20 protein-coding genes and 1 riboswitch are annotated in these 21,700 nt (G+C 50.1%); of the genes, 13 read left to right on the top strand and 7 right to left on the bottom strand.

All coding sequences use genetic code 11. The features are described from left to right. Positions 1 to 49: 49 nt before the first annotated feature. Entirely contained in the window at positions 50 to 604 is a 555-nt protein-coding gene (locus tag HF569_RS11030; RefSeq protein WP_168850048.1) for an ECF transporter S component, read from the bottom strand. Positions 605 to 691: 87 nt separating this feature from the next. Continuing rightward, positions 692 to 782, bottom strand: a riboswitch (TPP riboswitch). A gap of 210 nt (positions 783 to 992) precedes the next feature. Between HF569_RS11030 and HF569_RS11035 the strand changes: the two genes are divergently transcribed. From HF569_RS11035 to HF569_RS11065, 7 genes are all read left to right on the top strand, one after another. Beyond that, positions 993 to 2,165: a D-alanyl-D-alanine carboxypeptidase family protein gene (locus tag HF569_RS11035; RefSeq protein ID WP_168902464.1), complete on the top strand. Its 1,173-nt coding sequence runs from the start codon at positions 993 to 995 to the stop codon at positions 2,163 to 2,165. 851 nt (positions 2,166 to 3,016) lie between these two features. Continuing rightward, entirely contained in the window at positions 3,017 to 4,183 is a 1,167-nt protein-coding gene (locus tag HF569_RS11040; protein ID WP_168902465.1) for a serine hydrolase, read from the top strand. 322 nt (positions 4,184 to 4,505) lie between these two features. Continuing rightward, positions 4,506 to 5,321 (top strand): HAD-IIB family hydrolase, encoded by an 816-nt coding sequence (locus HF569_RS11045; RefSeq protein WP_168902466.1) that lies wholly within the window; start codon positions 4,506 to 4,508, stop codon positions 5,319 to 5,321. 85 nt (positions 5,322 to 5,406) lie between these two features. Continuing rightward, positions 5,407 to 6,699 carry a PTS transporter subunit EIIC gene (locus HF569_RS11050; RefSeq protein WP_168902467.1) on the top strand — a complete coding sequence of 431 codons (1,293 nt, stop codon included), beginning with the start codon at positions 5,407 to 5,409 and terminating at the stop codon, positions 6,697 to 6,699. Continuing rightward, positions 6,680 to 7,513: an alpha/beta hydrolase gene (locus HF569_RS11055; protein ID WP_168902468.1), complete on the top strand. Its 834-nt coding sequence runs from the start codon at positions 6,680 to 6,682 to the stop codon at positions 7,511 to 7,513. The genes HF569_RS11050 and HF569_RS11055 overlap by 20 nt, the downstream gene beginning before the upstream one ends. 36 nt (positions 7,514 to 7,549) lie before the next feature. Then, positions 7,550 to 8,365: a Cof-type HAD-IIB family hydrolase gene (locus tag HF569_RS11060; protein WP_168902469.1), complete on the top strand. Its 816-nt coding sequence runs from the start codon at positions 7,550 to 7,552 to the stop codon at positions 8,363 to 8,365. A gap of 81 nt (positions 8,366 to 8,446) precedes the next feature. Beyond that, positions 8,447 to 9,097 (top strand): hypothetical protein, encoded by a 651-nt coding sequence (locus HF569_RS11065; protein WP_168902470.1) that lies wholly within the window; start codon positions 8,447 to 8,449, stop codon positions 9,095 to 9,097. Between the two features lie 777 nt (positions 9,098 to 9,874). On the opposite strand, the gene HF569_RS11070 is transcribed toward HF569_RS11065, so the two are convergent. Next, a complete protein-coding gene (locus HF569_RS11070; protein WP_168902471.1) occupies positions 9,875 to 10,831 on the bottom strand; it encodes a nucleoside hydrolase in 957 nt (318 codons plus the stop codon). A gap of 154 nt (positions 10,832 to 10,985) precedes the next feature. Between HF569_RS11070 and HF569_RS11075 the strand changes: the two genes are divergently transcribed. Further along, positions 10,986 to 12,026, top strand: a complete 1,041-nt coding sequence (locus HF569_RS11075; protein WP_168902472.1) for a PrsW family intramembrane metalloprotease — start codon at positions 10,986 to 10,988, stop codon at positions 12,024 to 12,026. Here the strand turns inward: HF569_RS11075 and HF569_RS11080 are convergent. Further along, positions 12,014 to 12,766: an alpha/beta hydrolase gene (locus HF569_RS11080; protein WP_168902473.1), complete on the bottom strand. Its 753-nt coding sequence runs from the start codon at positions 12,764 to 12,766 to the stop codon at positions 12,014 to 12,016. The two genes, HF569_RS11075 and HF569_RS11080, sit on opposite strands and share 13 nt — an antisense overlap. Positions 12,767 to 12,827: 61 nt before the next feature. Between HF569_RS11080 and HF569_RS11085 the strand changes: the two genes are divergently transcribed. Beyond that, the gene (locus HF569_RS11085; protein WP_168902474.1) at positions 12,828 to 13,823 is read left to right on the top strand and encodes an NAD(P)/FAD-dependent oxidoreductase; all 996 of its coding nucleotides are present in this window, start codon (positions 12,828 to 12,830) and stop codon (positions 13,821 to 13,823) included. 102 nt (positions 13,824 to 13,925) lie between these two features. Here HF569_RS11085 and HF569_RS11090 read toward each other — a convergent pair whose 3' ends face one another. After that, positions 13,926 to 16,016: an LTA synthase family protein gene (locus tag HF569_RS11090; RefSeq protein ID WP_332870976.1), complete on the bottom strand. Its 2,091-nt coding sequence runs from the start codon at positions 16,014 to 16,016 to the stop codon at positions 13,926 to 13,928. A gap of 319 nt (positions 16,017 to 16,335) precedes the next feature. Here HF569_RS11090 and HF569_RS11095 point away from each other — a divergent pair, with 319 nt between their 5' ends. Both HF569_RS11095 and HF569_RS11100 read left to right on the top strand, forming a co-directional pair. Then, the gene (locus HF569_RS11095; RefSeq protein WP_168902476.1) at positions 16,336 to 17,001 is read left to right on the top strand and encodes a histidine phosphatase family protein; all 666 of its coding nucleotides are present in this window, start codon (positions 16,336 to 16,338) and stop codon (positions 16,999 to 17,001) included. A 15-nt stretch (positions 17,002 to 17,016) separates the two neighbouring features. Further along, on the top strand, positions 17,017 to 17,451 hold the full coding sequence (locus HF569_RS11100) for a GNAT family N-acetyltransferase (protein ID WP_168902477.1): 435 nt from the start codon (positions 17,017 to 17,019) through the stop codon (positions 17,449 to 17,451). A 179-nt stretch (positions 17,452 to 17,630) separates the two neighbouring features. Here the strand turns inward: HF569_RS11100 and HF569_RS11105 are convergent, their stop codons facing one another. Beyond that, entirely contained in the window at positions 17,631 to 18,110 is a 480-nt protein-coding gene (locus HF569_RS11105) for a C40 family peptidase (RefSeq protein WP_168850063.1), read from the bottom strand. 203 nt (positions 18,111 to 18,313) lie between these two features. Between HF569_RS11105 and HF569_RS11110 the strand changes: the two genes are divergently transcribed. Beyond that, positions 18,314 to 18,784, top strand: coding sequence for a MerR family transcriptional regulator (locus HF569_RS11110; protein ID WP_168850064.1), 471 nt, complete (start codon positions 18,314 to 18,316; stop codon positions 18,782 to 18,784). A 96-nt stretch (positions 18,785 to 18,880) separates the two neighbouring features. Here the strand turns inward: HF569_RS11110 and HF569_RS11115 are convergent, their stop codons facing one another. Continuing rightward, positions 18,881 to 19,522, bottom strand: a complete 642-nt coding sequence (locus tag HF569_RS11115; protein WP_168902478.1) for a methyltransferase family protein — start codon at positions 19,520 to 19,522, stop codon at positions 18,881 to 18,883. 192 nt (positions 19,523 to 19,714) lie between these two features. Here HF569_RS11115 and HF569_RS11120 point away from each other — a divergent pair, with 192 nt between their 5' ends. Beyond that, entirely contained in the window at positions 19,715 to 21,157 is a 1,443-nt protein-coding gene (locus HF569_RS11120) for an MFS transporter (RefSeq protein ID WP_168902479.1), read from the top strand. Positions 21,158 to 21,617: 460 nt separating this feature from the next. On the opposite strand, the gene HF569_RS12695 is transcribed toward HF569_RS11120, so the two are convergent. Next, on the bottom strand, positions 21,618 to 21,700 hold an 83-nt coding region (locus tag HF569_RS12695; RefSeq protein WP_408610809.1), incomplete at its 5' end, for an IS3 family transposase.

Here is a 21,700-nt window from a genome sequence, read left to right on the forward strand (position 1 = left end):
ATAAATTCCCCCAGTTATAACTTGAAATTAAATCAAACGAAATGAGCGGCTAGTCCTTCAAAACGTGTGCGCGAACCAGCAAGTTATTGATGAGCTTGGTGAGAACGCCCCCGAAGATGAAGATGGAAAGTAGCCGGACACAGAAGAGCAGCAGTAAGAATGGCAGATGATAAGCCGCGTAACCATTGCGGAAGAGGTCCCACACGAAGGTTACGATGGCAGTGGTCAGTGAGCTCAGGAACAGGGTAAACCAGCCGTAACGCTTGTAACCAGTGAAGATGAAGCCGAGTTCTGACCCAAAGCCTTGCAGGGTTCCGGAGATTAACGTGCTGGCCCCCCAGATACCCCCGAGGAACATTTCAACGACGGCACCCAAGAGTTCACCCAGGGTTGCAGCGCCGGGAATTCGAATGACAAATCCGGCCAACGGACCAGCCATGACCCAGATTCCCAGTAGTAATTCATTAGCTAAAGGCTGTAAGCCCATCGGTGCCAAAGCTGCTGCCAAAATGGTGTAGACGGGACCGAGTGCCCAGAAAATTACCCCCATAAAAATTGCGATGATCGTCACTAAAATAATATCTCTAATATGCCAACGTTTCATAAAACAGTCGCCTCCTATAAATTTAGACGCTGAGGGCCATCGAAGCTAAAAAAATCCCCACTAAGAACATTAGTGGGGGCATTGATAGCTATGGATTACGCATTTCCCTTCGCTGGTATTAACCAGATCAGGTTCAATGGGTTTGATCTCAGCCGTGATGGCACCCCAGTCGTATTTGATTAGTCTTAGCTTAACGAGTTTGAACGGGAAAAGCAACCTCAGGCAAGAAAAATCGTCTCCAGTCTATAAGCAATTTAGGCGCGCAATGGTTTTTACAAGTACGTTACAGTTACGTTGAATCCTAGAGAAATGGCTGTTTCTGGCAGAAAAGAGTGCTATTCTAACAGTTAGTTCCCTTAATTATTATGGAATAGGAAGGATTCAACTCATGCAGAAAGCACATCTCAATCGTTATCTCGCGGCGTTTGCTGTGGTTATTACCCTGGGCGGCGTCATTAGCCCAGCGGTTCCCGTTAACGCGGCCACTCGATACAAGACCGTTAGTACCAAGTCAATCAAGAAAACGGCTTATCACAAGAAGAGTCGGCGCGGGGCGATCTTCAACAAGACCCACACACGTAAGGTTAGTAACCTTACTGCCCACCCCAACACAACCTGGTATGCGTCTAAGCGGGCCACGTTAAAGCACGGTAACACCAAAGCTATTTACTTGTACGTGAAGAATGGCAAGGGCAACGTCAAGGGCTGGATTTGGCACAATTACTTGAAGAAAGGCAAGGCGCCCTTTGTTTTGAGTAAAGCCAAAGCAGCCGTTGCTATGGATGCTAAGACGGGAAAAGTTGTATGGGGTAAGCACGCGAATACGGCGCGACCGATTGCCTCAGTTTCCAAGCTGATGACGCTATATTTGACGTTGAAGAAGATTGACGGTAAGTCGAGCAATTGGAATCACAAGATTAAGATCAAGAGTCGCGGACTGGTTTCAATGAGCCGGAGTGCCGCGTGTGGTGGCTTTCATTTCAAATTAAATCACAAATACACGGTGCGTCAGCTGTACTATGCGGCCTTCTTGGATTCATCCAATAACGCGGCGATTGCGTTAGGACAATGGGTTAGCGGCAGCAATGCCAAGTTTATTCGCAAGATGAATGCACAGGCCAAGTCCTGGAAACTGGGACGGGCGCACTTCGTCTCCGCTTCCGGATTGGAAAACAGTGATCTACGCGGGTACGGCTATGCTTATGGCAAGGCTAACGCCAATAAGGTGTCGGCTAAGGATGTCGCCCTGATTGCCCGGCACCTGATTCGCAGCTATCCGCGGGTTCTGAAGGATGGTAAGATCAAGTCAATGAAGGTTAACGGTCAGACCTGTCACAATTACAATAACCTTCTGAAGGGACGGAAGTATTACCGGGCCTCATTGAAGGTTGATGGTTTGAAGACGGGATACACGCCGTTGGCAGGTTATTGCTTTGTCGGAACGGGTCAGAAGTCAGGTAAACATCGAGTAATTACCGTGGTTTTGCACGATGAGAATGAGTTTACGGAGACCAGATCGCTGATGAACCATGCTTACAGCTACCGGAGTATGAATGACTAATAACTAACGGTTGAAACTTAAAAAAGTTCTGTAAAGGCCGTGGCATTACGCTTTTGAAAAATAGATAAACAGATAATTTCTGTCGCCTTGCCGTTCGCCAAATTTGAGCTGGAACGCTGTGGGGAGGACGGCTAGAGCCATAGAGCGGTCTCTAGCCTCGCTTTGACCCGAAGAACACGTGTCAAAGTCGCCATTTACCAAGAAAACCACTTGGTAAATCCCACGGCTGAGTTCAAATTTAGCTCACTCACGGCTACGTGGTTGTTGTCAGCTACTATTGTCTAAATGCTGACGTGCCGAGTGTTTAAACCAATTTGTTAATCAAAGGCTAACATAACCGGAGGAGGGTAGAGGTGCAGCCAGCTGTGTCGACGGTGTAAGCCGATTCTCGGCTTACAGCGTGGGACGTGTTTGAAGATCGGTGAATTTTCGAGCTTCAAGCCGAGCCGGAGGACCGTTTCTCAGGCCGCAGGGGTCCCCACAGCAGGCGGAATCTCTGCCAGCCGCAGGTGACGGGTTTAGGCTATTTTTCAGACAAAAATCCTGGTCACTTCAGCGTTGGTAATGATTTTGGTCCTTTCAACTTTTAGCTAATATCATGGCAGTTAGGCTAGTTTGGAAAATAAGGAGAGTCTGGAGATTTTTCCAGGCTCTTTTTGGTGTGTTCAGCCCCCACAACCAGTGAGGATGCTAAACGTAACCACGGCGAGTAGTTCAGTAGACAAGTGGTGGATTACGATAGAATTACGTCCCCAACAAGTAGATTACAAAGTCGCTGATTCCCTTGTCGTTGAGGCAATACTCATGCTAGGCTTATATTTAGAGATAAATAAAGAGGGGAATACATACCAATGAGAATTTCAAAAGTTAAGGGCTTCTTACTGGCATTGCTGTTTGCGGTGACACTAGGCGCCGCTGCCAGTGTGCAAGTGACGGCCGATGCTGCAACTTATACGACGGTGGCGAGCAAGAACGTCAAAAAGACGGCTTATCACAAGAAGAGTACTAAGGGTGCCATTTATAACCAGGCGCACAATCGGCGGATTGCAACGATGAAGGGCTATCCGAATACGACTTGGTACGTTACCAAGCAAGCCACGTTTAAGCACGGCAATTCTAAGGGGATTTACTTGTACGTTGCGAACAAGGCCGGCTCCGTTAAGGGGTGGATTTGGCATGGCTATCTGACTAAGGGAAAGGCGCCTTTTGGTCTGAAGTACGCGAAGAATGCGGTGGCGTTGGACTACACTACGGGGAAGGCCGTTTGGTCCAAGAGTGCCAATACGCCGCGGCCAATCGCTTCTGTTTCTAAGATTATGACGCTTTACCTAGTCTTGGATAAGGTCGAAAATGGCTCTGGTAAGTGGACGGATATTGTGAAGACCAGTGATCGCGGTCTGGTTGCCATGGGAAATAGTGCCAGTTGTGGGGGCTTTAGATTTTATAGTAACCACAAGTACACAGTTAAAGAACTCTACGATGCAGCGCTGTTAGATTCATCCAACAATGCGGCGATTGCGCTGGGCCAATGGGTAGCCGGTAGCAATGCTAAGTTTATCAAGATGATGAATGCTCAGGCGAAGAGTTGGGGCTTAGATCGGGCTAGTTTTGTCTCTGCATCCGGATTGGAAAATAGTGACTTGCAAGCGTTCGGCTACCGATATGGTAAGGCCAACGCTAACATGGTTTCCGCCAAAGATGTCGCTTTGATTGCCCGTCATTTAATCCAAGATTATCCACGGGTCTTAACGGATGGTTCGGTCGGCTCCAAGAAAGTGAATGGTCAGTTGTGCTATAACTACAACAACATGTTGCCTGGCCGGAAGTACTACAAGTCTAGCCTGCAGGTTGATGGCTTGAAGACGGGTTATACGCCATTGGCTGGTTACTGCTTTGTGGGAACGGGCCAGAAGACGGGCAAGCACCGGGTCATTACGGTAGTCTTGCACGATGAAAATGAATTTACAGAAACGCAATCCCTGATGAATCACGCTTACAGTCTGGGAATGAATGCTTAATTAGAACATGGGGCCGTTCGGAAGAAATCCGGGCGGCTTTTTCTTGTAGCCGAGGATCAGTAGTCTTGTTGAAGGACAAAAGTTCCCAAATTACTGAGTGTGGTGATTACTTTCGCCTTACTGTTCGCTAAATTTGGGTTTGAGCGCAGTGGGGAGGACGGTCAGAGCCACAGCAGGCGGAATCTCTGGCAGCCAGAGAGCGGCAATAACCAGCGGTATGACGGGGTTAAAACTATGATTTTATTTGTAAGCGCAATGCGTTGCTCTGGACGGAGCGGTCAGGTATGCTGGGGATATATTATTTCTGAAGGAGTGACGAGGGATGCGACCGAAGCTGATTGCAACGGATTTGGATGGCACATTTTTGGATCAGGCGGGTCACTTTGACACGGCTCATTTTGATGCCCAATTGGCGGCACTGGCGCGTCATGGTATGCACTTCGTCGTGACTACTGGGGATCCGCTAGACCACGTACAAGCCTTGTTTGCGCCGCTGAAACAGCGGTCAGCACTGACGTATATCGTGGAAGATGGGGCGCTGACGGTGACGGGCCAGGGGCAGCAGCTACAGTCGCAGGCGATTGGGCGCACCCAGTGGCAGGAAGCTGTGCGCTGGCTTAAGACGGCACCGGTCATGGCTGGCTGCTTTGTCATTGCGTGTGGCCGAGATCGTGCGTATATGGAATTAGCGGCGGATAGTCAACGTTTTCACGACTCACAGGCATTTTATCCTAGTCTGACCAGTGTGCCCGATCTCGCGCAGATTGCGGATGAGATTCTAAAGATCGACGTCACTTGGCTGAAGACGGACGTCGCACAGCAAGTCGTCGCATTCAATCGTCAATTCCAAAACCAACTTGTTGGAACGAGTAGTGGACTGGGAGGCATGAATGTGACCTTACCCTTGGTCAGCAAAGCCTCGGCGTTATTAGCGTTAGGTCAGCTTTGGGGGGTTCTTCCTGACCAGATGGCAGCGTTCGGTGACTCTGGTAATGACCAAGCGATGCTGTCGATGGTGGGCCAAGGTTTTGCCGTAGCTAATGCAGATCCGGCGATTATCACGGGCTCGATTCGCCGGTTACCCCTTACCAATCAACAGGGGGCAGTGAGCCAGCAGATCGACGAGTGGTTAGTTTAGGTGACTGCCACACTAACTGATTAGCTTGACTGTCGCGAGTCAACCTCATTGTCGTACAATCGGCAATATTGAGGAGATGGTAACGATGGCCGAGCACACGGGTAAATTGGGACGACATCTCATTGACTTTGACATTAAATTTCGGCGTAATCGACAAATCAACGCAATTTATCACGCGTTGCGTCTGATTTTTCCACTCATCCTAGTGGGAACACTAGCCGACTTTATTAATCAAACGTGGCTACAGCGCAGTGGCTACTATTATCAAACGTTACATGTCGCTAAATGGGCGTTTCAGCTGAAAATTCTCCGGCAGTACTTGGGCTTGGTAAGTGCGGGGACGCTAGGATTGACGGCTATTTTAATCACTTTTGCGGTCAGCGTGTATTTAGTGGCGCCAGTCACACCGTTGATTGTCGACCGGTTGATGGCGGGGATTGTCGCGATTATTGCGTTGAAATCCCTCAATGTCAATCGTCAGTCGGTACTGGGCAATCATCCGGTTCAGTGGCTATCGAATAATTTGGGACTCTCCGGCATTTTTGTCGGGGTGTTGGTGGGCTTGCTCGTCGGCAACGGGTATCGGTGGTTGCTTAATCATCAGCACGCTACCCAGCGGCGGCTCGAACAAAACGTAGGCGGGATTGCCCTGTGGTTACTGGTATTGACGGGTCTCGGGTTTGTCTGGGTAAGTACCCAGACGGTGAGCTTAAACGCGGCTTTGCTGGCGATTTCTCGGTGGCCCTTTCAGTTGCCGCATGACTTAGGCACCCTTTTAGGCTTCGGCCTGCTGACGGGAACCTGTCAATGGCTGGGCATCTTGGGACCAATTGCCAGTGTAGGTGGTCAGTCCATTGAAGCCGCTCAGAATTTGGCGGCGGTCTTGGACCATACTGGGTGGCAGATTCCCCATCCCGTGACGTTACACACGGTGGTCGACGTCTATGCAACGAGTGGGGGGCCAGGGATGGTCTTGGCGTTACTACTCGCGATCTTTTTAGTGCGGCGCAATGTGCGGCAGCGGCGGATGGGGTGGTATTGTCTCATTCCTACCCTTGGGAATTTTAATGCCCCCTTGTTGATCGGGCTGCCAGTGATCTTCAGTCCAATCCTGTTACTGCCTTTTTTGTTGGCACCGTTAGCCTGCATTACGCTGAGTTGGGGGTGCCTAGTACTTCACTGGGTACCTGCTGTGGCATATCCCTTAGCCAACGGGACACCGGGAATCTTGCAGGCCTATTTAGGCACTGGCGGGAGTGGTGCGGCGCTACTCTTATCAGTGGTTGAGCTAGTCCTGAGTACGGCCATTTATTATCCGTTCGTCAAATGGGCAGGAATTGCGGAGGAGGCGGTCAGTCATGAACCGACGATTTCGTAGTGTGATTTTTATTGGGCTATTGCTGCTATTACTGTGTGTACCGGGCTTCTTATGGCGGCCACAGCAGCGGGCCAGCGTTGAGGAAGCTTATCGTAGTCAGATGGCGCCGGTCTTCTTAGTCCCAGGCTCCAGTGCGACTCAGGACCGCTTCAACGATCTAGTCAGTGGTATCAATCAGAAGACGCCGCATCAACACAGCCTGTTGCGGGTGGAAGTGATGATGGATGGGACTTTGAAATATACAGGTAGTATTCGGGCGAATGATACCCAGCCGATCGTCGTCGTGGGCTTTGAGAACCACCATGATGGCTATGCCACGATTAAAAAGCAGGCAAAGTGGTTCACCATTGCTTTCAAGGCCTTGCAGAAGACCTATCACTTTAATCATTTTTCGGCGATGGGACACTCCAATGGTGGCTTAGTCTTGACGATGTTTCTTGAGGACGATCTGGCCGGGACCAAGGCCCATGCCGATCGGTTGCTGACCATTGCGTCGCCGTTTAATCTAGAAGAATTCGATCAAAATGTGGACACGCCGTTGTTTAAGCAACTCAGTGCTGGACGTAAACAGCTGCCCAAAGAGCTGACCGTCTACTCAATCGCTGGCAGCGAAGGTTACTCGGGGGATGGCATTGTGCCGTTTGATAGTGTTAACCGTGGTAAGTTGATTTTTCAGGGTCAAGTCAAGCATTTCACGCAGATGACGGTGACCGGTGCGAACGCCAATCACGCTGATCTACCGGAGAATCAGCAGATTATTACGCTCATTCGCCAAGACCTTTTAGCATCGCATGGTTCACTTCATGGCCAGTAACGTGTAAACTAGAAGGTATATGGAGGACGAAAACGAATGATAAAAATGATTGCGCTCGATCTAGATGAGACATTGTTGAACACCGATAAAACGATTAGTGAAGAGAATGCCGCGACCCTGCGGAAATTACACGAGGCGGGAGTCAAGGTGGTCTTATGTACTGGCCGCCCGATCAACGCCATCTGGGGTTACCTGGAACAACTCGGGTTAACGACCAGTGAAGACTACACGATTACCTTCAATGGGGCGTTGGTTATTCAAAACACCACTAAGGAAGCGCTCGCTCAAAGTGGATTGAGTAAGCATGATTTTCAACCCCTACACGCGTTTGCCAACGACCATGGCTACCCCTTAGATATCTTGGACTTTGACCAAGTCTATCCGATTGCGGATTTGACGCCATCGGTTTACCAGCACATGTTGAAGGCGCCAATGGACTTTGTCAGCACGAAGTTCGTGGATTTACCAGATCATCTGTTCAGCAAGGCAGTCATGGCAACGGATGCTGACGTCTTAGATCAAGTTGTCAGTCGTTTGACCCCAGAACTTAAAGAAACGTACCACGTTGTCCGGTCGCAGCCTAAGATTTTGGAATTCTTGGCAGCGGACATGGATAAGGCAGTGGGCTTAGGTCAGTTGTTGACGCATTTTGGCTGGGACTTCAGCAATCTGATGGCCTTTGGCGATGCCGAAAACGATCTGGGAATGATTAAAGCCGCCGGAGATGGCGTGGCGATGCAAAACGGTCAACCAGAGATCAAGGCGGCCGCAGATCACGAGACCCCAACCACGAACAACGAAGCCGGGGTCGCTAAATATTTACAACAGCGGTTTGAAGATATTCTAGCCTAACGGTGGTGATCCTTTGCAATTTTGGGCATTTAATGGCACCATTAAGGGTATACTGAGTGGATTTTAAGGAGGAGTATGGTCATGAAACGTTTATTGGTTAAGTTAGGACTAGTCGTAATGGCAATGGGAACTTTAGGTGGCGTCGTTGCCCCTAGCGTTTCGGCTAGTGCTGCCAAGAAACCAACGATCAACAATACCGATCTAAAGCGCTACTACAAGAATGCCAAGTCCAAGACGGCGTTTTATTTCAAGACGTACAAGTCGGGCGGTAAGACGGGCACGATGTTAATTTTTGGTGATTTTGGCTCAACCCCCAATGTGAAGTACGGGGTTCCCACGGCACGGAAATTAAGCAAGAATGGGCAAACGCTGACAACGAAGTATAAGCTGATTCAATTCAAGACGGCAAATAACAAGACAACCACGTCACTGACCAAGAAGACTTATACCTTTAAGTTAACCAAGAAGTCCAGCACCAAGTTTACCGCTAAGATTGCTGGGACCAAGGCCAACCGTCGTTTAGCAACGACTGGTAAGACCTACACGTACACGAAGACCAAGAAGAGTCCAGCTGCAGCTTACAGTAAGAAATATGTTAAGCCAGTATTGTACAAGCAGTACATGAAGGCGTTCGAATCATTAACGGCAGAAAAACAAAAGAAGTTCGCCAATGAATATGCGAATAAGGGCGTTAAAACTATGACAAGTAACTTCAATTACAAAGTTAAATAGTCCCTTTAAGAGCGGTAAAGCCAACAAGCTTTGCCGCTCTTTTTTTATCGCCAGCTAAAGGTTGGACATCATTATCGGATCTTGAATGGTAAGAAAGTAGATTGAAATGATGTCTCAGCCAGTCACCTGCGATTGTCTCAAATGGCGATGATATAAGGCCCATGAGTCTATTGCGCTTAATACGCGGCCTGAGGTGTCAGGATTGGTCACTATGGTATGATTACTAACGTGGCTTCAAGGTTGGCGCCTTAGGCTAAAATAGTGGATCAACTAGAAACGGGGATAAAGTAAATGGATTTCAAGCCAGTAAGTGACGGGGATAGCCTAGGATGTGTAACTGTACCTTTTTGGATAATTGTTTCAGGTATATTGATTTACTTCATAATCGGTGTCATAGCAAGTTACTAAGGTGTTAGCTAAGGGTGACAAAGTTGTGGAGCAGAAAAAAGTACTGAACGTACTAGTAGTGTTTGCGCAATTGTGATGAGTTGTATCGTCATTTTGCCGCTAGTAATTGATAACATCTATGTAGCCGTGAGTGAGCCAAATTTGGGCTCAGCCGTGGGATTTTTAAGCGATCTTCTTGAAAATGGCGACTTGAAGACGGGGGCTTCGACTTCAAGCGAGGCTAGAGACCGCCCTATGGCTCTAGCTGTCCTGCCCACAGCGTTCCGGCCCAAATTTGGCGAACAGTAAGGCGGACACCTTATCAATCTGCAGGTACAAAAAAATCCCGTCACATCGAGTAAGATGGGCGGGATTTTAATCAACGCTAATTTAGTTCTTCTTGAATAAGTTAGTCAAGTATTCCATGAACGTCTTCAAGTAACGGTCCTTATCAACCGCAACGGAGACCTTCACGTTGGTTGGGTCGTTCAACCGGTTATCGTCACCGATGGTCCGGCCGTAAGTTTCCTTGTTGTAGTTAACGACCATGTTTAAGTCGATGGTAGTAACGAAGCTAGGATCCAAAGCAACCCCAACGGCAAGTGGGTCATGCAAAGCACAGCCACCCAGGTTGTCGTTAACGTCTACGTAGGCTTGGATGTAGTAGTCCACGATATCAGCGAACTTTTCACCAGCTTCAGTACCCAGATCGCGCCATTGTTGGGTTTCCTTCTTAGTCAAGAGGGTCCGCAACGTGACGTCCAAACCAACCATAGTAGAGTGCATTGGACTGGTCAAAACGGCGTTAGCAGCTTCAGCATCTTGGTTGATGTTGGCTTCGGCGTAGGCCGTGACGTTACCAGGAACAGTGAGGGCACCACCCATGAAGGTGACGTTGCCGATTTCAGTGGCAATTTCTGGGGCTTTCTTAAGAGCAGCCGCTAAGTTGGTCATTGGGCCAGTAGGTACCAGCGTCAAGTCTTTACCATACTTGTGAACAGCATCGATTAAGAAGTCCACACCGGATTCCTTTTCGATAGCCCGTTTAGGCTCTGGCAAGTCAACTTGGCCAATCCCGTTTTCACCATGGATGTCGGCACTAACCTGCATCCGATCAAAGTGATCACTGGTTGAGGAATGACTTTCACCTAGGTATACAGGAATGTCGGTGTGACCGAGGAGTTCCAAAATCTTCAGTGAGTTTTGGCCACCGGCCTCAACAACCACGTTCCCGTAAGAACCGATAATCCCAATTAAGTCCACATCTGGGGCACCTAATGCGTAAGCAATTGCTAAGGAATCATCGATACCAGTATCTAAGTCTAAAATCATTTTACGTTTTGCCATGATATTCTTGTCTCCCCTTTGATCTATATTAATTGGCTGAGCGCCTACTACAACTATAATGTAACGGTTTACATTTAGCAAGCGGTCTCGCGGTCAAGTTGAAGCTGTTCAGCATTCACGGTAAACTAGGAGCAAGACACAAGGGGGATTGCACATGGGTGACAAAGAGTCAGTTAAGCCGGTAAAACGGCATTTTCAATACCATAATCACTTGTTAGATGATGCGACGAAAGAAATGAATGAGTGGACGGGTGAGAATAAAGTTGTCGAAATTCATTTATTTTCGATGTTTTCTGCCGTCTTTAAACACCACGATCTCGACGATGCGGAGTCGTTATTTATAGTGGGCACTAAGGAAACGACCCCATCATTAGAAGCTGTTTCTACCGCGCCAGTCAAACCGTGGCTATTCTCACGGGTCTTTGCCATGCTTGGGGCGAGTTTCGTCCTGCTGGCGCTCCTATTTCTAGGCTTTCGCAGTAATAACGCGGTGCCGGGGATGATCTTCATTGGCTCGTTGGCGGTGCCCTTCTCACTGATGATTATGTTTTTTGAAATTAACGTGTTTCGCAATATTTCAGTCTACCAGCTAATGGCGGTTTTTCTGGTGGGGGGCATCCTCTCACTGGTGGCGACCATGATTCTCTATTCGCTGATTCCTTCCGGTAACGGCGTGTCCTGGGAATCGGCACTTATCGTTGGTTTTATTGAAGAGACCGCCAAAATGTTGGTGATTGCCTTCTTTGTCAATCGGTTTCGGCTGAATTACATCTTCAACGGCTTGCTGATTGGGGCAGCGATTGGTGCCGGGTTTGCGGTCTTTGAGACGGCGGGCTACACCGGCCAATACGGCTTGGTAACGTTGCTGATGCGGAGTTGGCAGGCCATTGGGACCCATACCATTTGGTCCGCCGTGATGGGCGCCGCAATCATTTTGGCGAAGGAGAGCCATCAACCCGTGACGGGCGGCAACATGGTGGCGCCTAAATTTCTACGATTTTATTTACTCGCCATTCTGCTACACGCCGGCTGGGATTGGAATGCGCCGTTTGCCGTGCTAGATATCCTGTATCTCCAACAGTGGACGCTGATTGCCATCGGTTGGCTCGCGATCTTTGTGCTGATCAACGCCGGACTACGTGAGGTTCGTACGCTCCAAGGACAGCGAATCTTGAAAAATAGTCAGTTAGGGTAGAGGAACTGGATAATCTGGCGGTCAATGGTGGGATTCTCGTGGAGCAGTGAATGCTGCATGGCCCAGATCGGCCCCCGTAATTCAGTGAATTGGTAGCTCCCAACGTGGTGATCGACCAGTCGTCGTAAGGGGATGGCAGTCTTCACGGGAACCTCACTGTCGTTGCCAGTTTCCCCAATGTTGCCTGCTAAATTGAGAATGTGTAATTGCGGGTAATGGTAGCGGAGCGGCCGTTCACCGGGGAAGTCGGCGCCGATGCAGACGAGCCGCTCAACCGTGACGGGCGCACGCCGATCTTGGTTGAGGTAATCATAGGCAATGGTGCCGCCAGAAGAGTGACCGATAAAGTTGACGTGCGTAATGCCGTAGCGGTCGTGTAGTTGGCGTAGAACCGTCGTGAGTTGTGAGGATTCCCGGCGCGCGTGCGTGTTATCTTTAAAGAGTACTGGGATCAGGGGATTGGTTGTGAGGGCTTGGTGTGGTTGCCAGTGAACACGGCCGGCAAAAGTCACGTGAGCCGTCAGTGCAAAGTGGGCGAGCGCCGGTCGATTGAGGCTCAGCACCATGTCGCGCATGGAGAGCCACCCGCCACTATTTCCTGGGAGCAGTAGCGTGGCGGTATGCGTCTGAGCGACTCGTAGATGAGCCAGTGCGGCTTGGCGGCTGTGCCAGGCCCCCAGGAGTCCGCCCAGTGTGAGTAGCGTTGTTAAAAAGATGGTGAAGTCACGTAAATGTTTCATGCCACTCACTTCCTTATTAGTTGTTGAACGCGTCTTTAGTCAGAGAAATGGAGTTAAGAATATGACAGAATCCTATGATATAACCATTATTGGTGGTGGCCCAGTCGGCATGTTCGCGGCCTTTTATGCCGGCATGCACAACGCTAAAACGCAGGTGATTGAGAGCCTAGCAGAATTAGGTGGGCAGGTGAACGCCCTCTATCCGGAAAAAACAATTTTAGATGTCGCGGGCTTTCCCGGGATTAAGGGACGCGATCTGATTGCCGGTCAGCGTCAACAGCTCGACCAGTTCCCGTTGACGATCAAGACGGGTGAGGCAGTCACCAACGTCACGCCCAACGATGCGGGCTTCACGGTGACGACACCTAAGGGCAGTACCCAGACCCGCGCGGTGATTGTTGCGGTGGGCAATGGCGCCTTCGCACCGCGGCACCTCAATGTCGAAAATGAGGCGGCATTGGCGGGAAAGCATTTGTTCTACAGTGTCCGTGACTTGGAAAGATTTCGCGGTCACCGGGTGATGGTCGCCGGCGGGGGCGATGCGGCGATCGACCAGGCTTTAATGCTAGAGCCCGTGGCTAAGTCCGTCACCTTGCTTCACCGGCGCGCCCAATTCCGGGGATTGGCCCATATGGTTGATTTGCTACAAGCTTCCACGGTTAACGTGCAGACCCCGTATCTGATTCGGGGCTTGGAGGAGACAGCTGCCGGAGAGGTTGATGTGACCCTCAAACAAGTGGGCGCCACGGCGGCTACGACGCACCAGGTCGTTGATGACCTGATCGTCAGCTACGGGTTTACGGCGGACCACTCGGCCTTGGCTGCCTGGGACATCTCAATGGCGGAGGACCACCGCTTAATTGCCGTTGACCGGCAAATGATGACCAGCGTGCCAGGCGTTTATGCCATTGGGGATGGGGCAACGTATCCGGGCAAGTCGCCACTGATTGCCATTGGTTATGGTGAGGCACCGGTTGCCGTGCAAGCCATCATGTCCGCGTACTTTCCCGAGCGGCGCGGCCCAGTTCACAGTACCTCAATCACGCTTAAACCTTAGAATTTATGCAGTCTAAATGCAAAGAAGCTATCCGTTCAGAATGGAGATTGAACGGATAGCTTCTTTTGTACTGTTTTTACGTTGTGGAGCACCGGTCAGCGGCTATTTGCCACTGGTATCATCCGGGTTGGTAATCTTGATCCGGTTAGAATCAGTTTGCTTATGGTTGAGTTCAGGAGCATCGGTCTCGTAGAAGTGCTGCGTAGACTTATCACCGTTACGGGAGAAGAGGCTCGTGGATTTCAGGCCTAGCTTCTCCTCGATCTTTTCGGCCTTCTGTAGCCCATCGGAGTAGTTGTAATCACTAGGATCGACGGCAGTGAAGCCTTTAGGATGATAGAAACGTAGGAGGTTCTTCGAGTTCAGAGAGTCGGAATAACTCAATCCCTGGTTCACGTGCTTTTGCATGTTCTCAATCTTCGTCTTGAGCTTACCGGTGGGATGAATTTCCTCTCGGGTCTTGTTGCTGTAAATGGTCCCGTCAACGGAGGTGTAATCCGGACTCTCCCAGTCGCGGTTACGGAAGGCCACCACTTGGTTATGCTGGCTGGAGAAGAGGTCGGTACCAAATTGAAGGTACTTCTTGGTGCTCATCCCCATGAGGTGCATCAGCGTTGGCAAGACGTCAATCTCACCGCCGTACGTGTGCTCAACTTTCCCCTTGGTGTAACCGGGCATGTTAAACATCAACGGTACCCGTTGGAGCTGCGCATTGTCGTAGTCGTTCCATTCATTAGGATCGACATCGAGTAGCTTAGCCAGACTCTTGTTGGACGAGTTGGAAATACCGTAGTGGTCCCCGTAAATCATGATCAGTGAATTCTTAGCTAGGCCGGACTTATCCAGGTAGTGATAGAATTCCTTGATGGATTGATCGAGGTAGTTGGCGGTCTTGAAATAGTTGTCGACCGTCTTATCGCCCGTATTTGGCGTCTTGAAGTTGCTATCTTCACTATCGAGGGAGAACGGGAAGTGGTTAGAGACAGTCAGGTATTTCACGTAAAACGGTTGTTGCAAGTGCTGGAGGTACTTGACGGAATCGTTGAATAACAACTTATCCTTTAACCCGTAGCCCAGTGACTTGTCACCAGAGGTATCGTAGTAGCTGGCATCGAAGAAGTATTGGTAACCCAAGTTCTTGTAGGTGTTATTACGGTTCCAGAAGCTCCCCACGTTTCCGTGGAAGACGGCCGTCGTGTAGCCAGCTTGATTGAAGATGGCGGGCGCCGCCTGGAAGGTGTTGTCATTGCCCAGTTGGGTAAATAGCGACCCTTGAGAGAGGCCGTAGGTGCCCGTCTCCAACATGGTTTCGGCGTCGGAAGTCTTCCCTTGACCGACTTCGTGGAAGAAGTTGTCGAAGCTGTAAGTGGCCTTACTCTTGTAGAGCTTATTGAGGAATGGTGTGACCTCTTGGCCATTGATCTTCTTATTAATCAGGAATTGTTGGAAACTTTCCAGATGAATGATGATGACGTTCTTTTTCTTGGCGACCCCGTAGAGCTGCTTATCCGGTGCCGCGTAGTTTTGATGAACATATTTGAGAATACCACTGAGCTCGGACTTCTTCGCATGCGATCGTAGCTCACTGGTGTGGCCGGACTTGATCCCGTCATACACGGTGAAGGCGTCTAATCCCAGATACTTGACCACGTAGGTCCGATCGAAGGTCCGCGTCAGCAGTTGTGGCCGATCCATTTCGCCTAACGTGAGGTTGACGGAAAAGGCCAGTAGGGCGGCCGAAGTTACGGCAAAGCCGACGCGTTTATTTACCGGCCGGGGATCAATGTAGATTCGCCGGGTGAGCATGAGCACTAAGACGACGACCAGATCTAGCCAGTACAGGATATCGTGCGGTGAGGTGAGCGCTAACGAACTCCCGGAGAGTCCCTGATCGACCTTCGAATAACCCAAGACGGTGCTCACGGTCATAAAATCGGTGAATTCACGGAAGTAAATGACGTTGATGTAGAGCAACAACGTATTTAAGATGTCGATCAGAAAAATAAACGGGTAGAAGAATCGTGCCCGCTTGAAGTACAGTGCTAAGCCGAAGAGGAGCACCGTGGTTGCAATGGGATTCAAGAGAACGATGAGAAATTGAAAGGGATCGCTGAGTCCCAGCTTGAAGTCGACGAAATAGGCGACTAATGTCTTCAGCCAAAACAGCACGACGAGTAAGGTGACAAAGCCCATCCGCGTGCCCGTTCTGGCCCAGATTCTTTTGAAACGTTCCAAGTTATTTCGCTCCTTCATGTGTTAATAAGTAGTCTTATTCTACCATAGTAAACGGTCAATAACTGTTTCCCGCACGAATGGCATTTTCCTTATCCTAGCAAATAACCCGGTATGATAGTAGGTCCGGCGCTAAGTTTAGGAAAAGTTTAAGTCCCGCTTTAGAAAATCACGCGCTGATCACTGGGTTATTTGGTACACTAGAGGCAGGCGAAAATATCGTACGGTTAGGGATGCTGGTCAGGGTTCCTAACTCACAATTGAAAGGTGTGGAGACGTTATGGACAAGCAACTTACGTTATACGTAGTGCGGCACGGACAGACTTATTTTAACATCTACAATAAATTGCAGGGCTGGAGTAATTCACCGTTGACTGAGGCGGGGATCGCCGATGCCAAGGTGGCGGGCGAACGGCTACAAGATATTCAGTTTGCAGCGGCATACTGCAGTGATACGACGCGAGCCCAACAGACCGCTGAGACCATTTTGGCCGCGAATCACTCCCAGCCCGCGCCTAAATTAACCACGGCTCCGTATTTCAGAGAAGAATTCTACGGTTACTATGAGGGAACGGATATGGCTCAGGCGTGGTACGTCGCCGGGGCGCCCCACGGGGTACCGACCTTTAAGGCTATCGAAGAGAAATACTCCATTGGTAAAGCCAAGGACTTCTTGAAGGAAGCCGATCCCTTCCACCAGGCGGAAAATAATGAAGAATACTGGGCGCGGGTAGACCAGGCCTTCGATATGATCCGGACCAATCCGGCGTTACACGACGGCGATCAAGTCTTGATGATCAGTCATGGCAATACGCTGCTGAGCCTGATGGAACGTTACGGTCAAGGAAAATTCGACCTGAGCGTGCGGCCGGCTAATGGCAGCTTGACCAAGTTACTGCTGACGCCTGACGATGTGCAGGTGCTGAGTTACAATCAAAAAGATTAAAACGAGGATGGTTCGATGGAGATTAGAATGGCTTGGGGTAAATTGAACCCCGTTTATCAGGATGCTTTGCAGATTCGTAAGGACGTGTTCATTGCTGAACAGGAGATTGATCCGCAGGTCGAGTTGGACGGTACGGACGAGGATAAGATGCACTACGTCGGCTACGTTGATGACCAACCGGTGACGACAGCGCGGATTGATATGCTGGCGGGCAACCGGGTGAAGATTCAACGGGTGGCAACAGAAAAGACTGCCCGTCATCACGGTTACGCGGGTGAGCTGATTAAACAGATCATTGTAGACGCTAAGAAGTCAGACGTGACGCGGGTCGAGTTGGATGCCCAGCTCACAGCGATGGCCTTCTATCGGGAGTTAGGCTTTGAACCGATCGGCGAATCGTTTGAAGAAGCGGGGATTCAGCATCGGACGGCTCGGTACGTGGAGAAGTAATAGAGACATTTAAATACAGATAGCAAAAACGCGGGATAAGGACCGGTGAGTTAAACTACGGTCCGGTATCCCGCGTTTTTTTTAAGTAGATCGTACAAAAAAAGTTGCGGTAGATCAGCTATCTACGCGCAACTCTTACTTTTTTAACGTTCATTTGAATTCATGAGGTTCAGTTAGAACTAGTCGGCATCGCTAGCAGTGGTTACACGAGCGTAACCAACAGCGTGCCACCATGGGGCGTGAACGGCTTCGCGCACGACACCACGGTTTTGAGCATCGATCATCTTACCGTTACCGATGTACATCCCAACGTGGGAGATAGAACCAGCGCTGTAACCGAAGAAGACCAAGTCACCTTTTTTGATGTTCTTGTAGCTAACGTGCTTGAACTTGTTGTATTGGGCTTGAGCAGTCCGTGGCAACGTCGTCTTGGCACCCTTCTTGTAAATGTAGCCCGTGAAGCCAGAGCAATCAAAAGCAGAAGGACCAGTAGCACCGTAAACGTAACGGGCACCTAAGTGCGACTTAGCAACTTTGTAAACCGACTTAAACGTTGAGTTTGAAGCAGCCGATGCCGTCGTAGTGGTACTCATTGAAACGGCGAAGACACCAACGATAACTAATGCAAATGCGGCTAGTATTTTAACAACTTTCTTCATTTCCTACTGACAACTCCTCATGAATTATTACAGGTACAAGCGTAACAATGTAATGTGACAAACGTGTAACAAACCGTTTGCAAGCCGGTTAAAAGTCTTAAACAATTCGTTACTTTTAGCCTTTTAGTTGCAATTTAGGGGGATAAATTGGTAAAATCTAACATGGATGGAAAGTAAGTTAACAAGGGGAGGAAGCTTTAGCAATGGCAGAGTTTTCAGCACAAGTGCGGGAGGCCTTTGATTTTCATCGGTTAGTCTTTCGTATCGGGGAATTATCGACGATGACCGATGTGTCCGCCCGCCAGCTACGTTATTGGGAGAAGAAGGGGCTGATCACGTCACGGGAACGTGAGGATGGTCAGCAAGCGCGTGTGTATACGTTCAAGACCTTTATCAAGGTGTCGATGATGAAGTATTTCCTGGACGCGGGTTATACCTTAAATGGTGCGGCCAAGCAGGCCATGGCTCGTGAAGAACGCGTTAAACATATTCATAAATTTATTTCGACCGGGCTGAAAGGCTTCGCTGAGATTGATGGTCAGATGGCGATTAATCTCGGTCGGTTTGATGACGAACAGACGTTAATGGCCATACTGCCGGATGAGGGTGAGGTTCGTTACAAGCTGCTCCCGAACGCCGAAGCACAACGGTTGATGGCGGAGATTAAAGAATAGAATCGTTAAATAACGTCCGCTGAACGACGTAAAGTTGCGGGCAAGCAAAAAGGATCGAGATGATTGTCTCGATCCTTTTATGCGTCGCGGGTTAAATTACCAGACAAAGGGAATCAGTTCCTTAGTCTCCCGTTGATAATCGGTGAAGGCCTCGCCGTATTTAGTGGTGAGGTAGCGATCAGCCGTGGGGATGTAAGAAAAGACAAATAGCGCGAGTAAGGCCAGTGGAATCAGCAGGGCATACAGATTCCCGGTGAGGAGGGCACACCCCAGTACCCAGAGAACATCGCCAAAGTAGTTGATGTGAATGGCGTACTTGAACAAACCGCCGCGATACAGCTTGTCGGCATTCCGTGGGTCGGCCTTGAACGGCTTGCGTAGGAGCTCAGCCGCGGTGTTCAGAGTACTGCCAATGCCGAAAAAGATCAGCCCCAGGCCATAGAACCAGAAGTTCAGTTGACCGCCGTGAATTAGCAGAAGCGGGAAGCCCAAGTAGTAGAGGCCAAAGGCGAGACTGTTACCTAGCGCCTCCGACCAGCCGATGCCACGGGGAAGCCAGAAGAACATCATGGCGTTGAGCCGGAAAAAGATAATGGCGAGGAACCCCGCCATGGTCCACGTTAGCAGTGGTGGTTGGTCGGCCGTGGCTAGCCAGCAGCCACTCGCCAGTAAGTAAAGACACTGAGCGATGAGAATGGTGAGCTTAGCCCCAGTCGCTGAGTGATGACGTCCGTACATCAAGTCACCCCTTGCATGATGTTGTTAGCATATCGCTTTGCACGGGGTTCGTAAAGTTGGGGCGCGTCTGCAATGATAAACTGACAGATTGCGTTGCGGTAGCTTATAATATGGAAGTCAGTAAACACGTTTGTTATACCCCCCATTGAGGGGAGTAAGACAACTCACCAATAGCGATAAGGGAGAATGAGCATGGCAGTTGAAAGCTTTGCGGATAATCCGCAGATTCAAAAGCACCGGTGGTGGATTCTCGTTGCCATTTGTTTGTTTACGTTTATGGCGACACTAGACGGTAGCATCGTAAACATTGCTTTACCGGTCATTAGCCGCGATTTGGCGATTCCCATGAATCAGGCCGAGTGGGTGGTGTCCATCTATTTGATTGTAATTTGTGCGTTGTTGCTACTATTTGGCAAGTTGGGGGATACCCGGGGGAAGATCCGGATTTTTAAAATGGGATCAGTGTTGTTCACCGTGGGGTCGTTGCTCTGTGGCTTCCGGCTGGGACTAGGCTTCCTGTTGGTCGCACGAGCGATTCAGGCAGTTGGAGCGGCGATGACCATGGCGACCAATAGCGGAATCATTACCGAAGTCTTTCCGTTTAACGAACGGGGGCGCGCGCTGGGGATGATCGGGTCCTTTGTCGCGCTGGGGAGCATTGCTGGTCCCGGCGTCGGGGGCTTAATTCTGGCACATCTGAATCGGGGTTATATCTTCTGGATTAATGTGCCGATTGGAATTGGTGCGTTTCTTTTGGGTCAAAAGATCTTGCCCAAGGATATTACGGTGAGCCGACAACCCATTGATAAGGCGGGCGCCACGCTGTTTGCGGTCATGATGGTGGCTCTGTTCGCGGGCGTCTTCATTGGTCAAGAGGTGGGGTTCACGCAGCCACTGATTCTGGGCTTATTTGGCTTAGCACTGGTGGCGACCGGGTTTTTCGTTCGCCTGGAGTTACGGATAGATCATCCCATTTTAGCGCTCCATTTGTTTGAGAATCGGCGGTTTGCGATCAGTATTCTCTGTGCCTTCCTGATCTTCGTCGCCAACTTCTTCTTTAACGTGATCGCCCCATTCTACTTGGAAAATGCCCGGCACCTGCCTGCTAATTATGCGGGTTATGCGCTGATGACCTTTCCGATTGTTCAAGTGGTTGTCGCACCGATTGCCGGGGCGGTTTCTGACCGGATTGGCCCCGAACTGTTGACCTTTATTGGTCTGGTGCTGATTTCAATCAGCCAGGTGGGCTATATGCTGGCGAATTTGGCAACGCCACTGTGGGTCTTCATGTTTTTCATCGGTCTAGTCGGTCTAGGCAACGGAATCTTCATGGCGCCCAATAACTCAATCGTGATGGGGTCGGTGGCTAGAAAGGACTTAGGGGTGGCTGGCGGTGTCAATGCCCTGGCCCGTGAGATGGGAATGATCGTCGGCATTTCCGTTGCGACCACGGTGTTGTTCTCCGCGATGAGCCACTATGCGGGTCATAAGGTAACGGCGTACCTGCCCGCCCATCCCGAGATCTTCATCGCCGGCATGCGGGTGGCATTCATGGTGTCACTGGCAATCTGCCTTGTCGCCAGCGTGATCACCGGTTGGCGGGTCTTCCAACGCCGTCCCAAGTCAGCCGCTTAGCCCCCAATGGCTCTTGACCTCTCGCATAAGTCGGTGGTCGTGAGCCGCCTTACCGTTCGCCAAATCGAACACTCACCGGCCACTTCACCTGCGGCTGCCAACGATTCCGGCTGCTGTGGGGACCGCTTGCGGCCTGAGAGGCGGTCCTCCAGCTCGGTTTGAAGCCTGCAGACCATCAGTCTTCAAACACGTCCCATGCTGTACACCGAGTGAGAAACCTCGGTCAACAGCATTGACACAGCTGCCTCCATCATTGGCCTCCTCCGGCTACGTGACACTTTAGCTGCGGCACTCGTTCAAACCCTAAGACAACACGTTTTACGCTAACGTGAATATTTTGACAATGTAGCCGTGAGTGAGCCAAATTTGGGCTCAGCCGTGGGATTTACCAAGTGAGCTTCTTGGTAAATGGCGACTTGAAGACGGGGCCTTTGACGTGTACCCCAAAAGTTGGAACGTTTTATGCTGCTTGTGCTAGCTCAAAGTCACGTGGTGATAAATACCCAAGCTTACCTTGAATCCGATCATTATTATAATAATGAA

It is taken from the genome of Levilactobacillus tujiorum (assembly GCF_012641185.1).
Taxonomy (GTDB): Bacteria; Bacillota; Bacilli; order Lactobacillales; family Lactobacillaceae; genus Levilactobacillus; species Levilactobacillus tujiorum.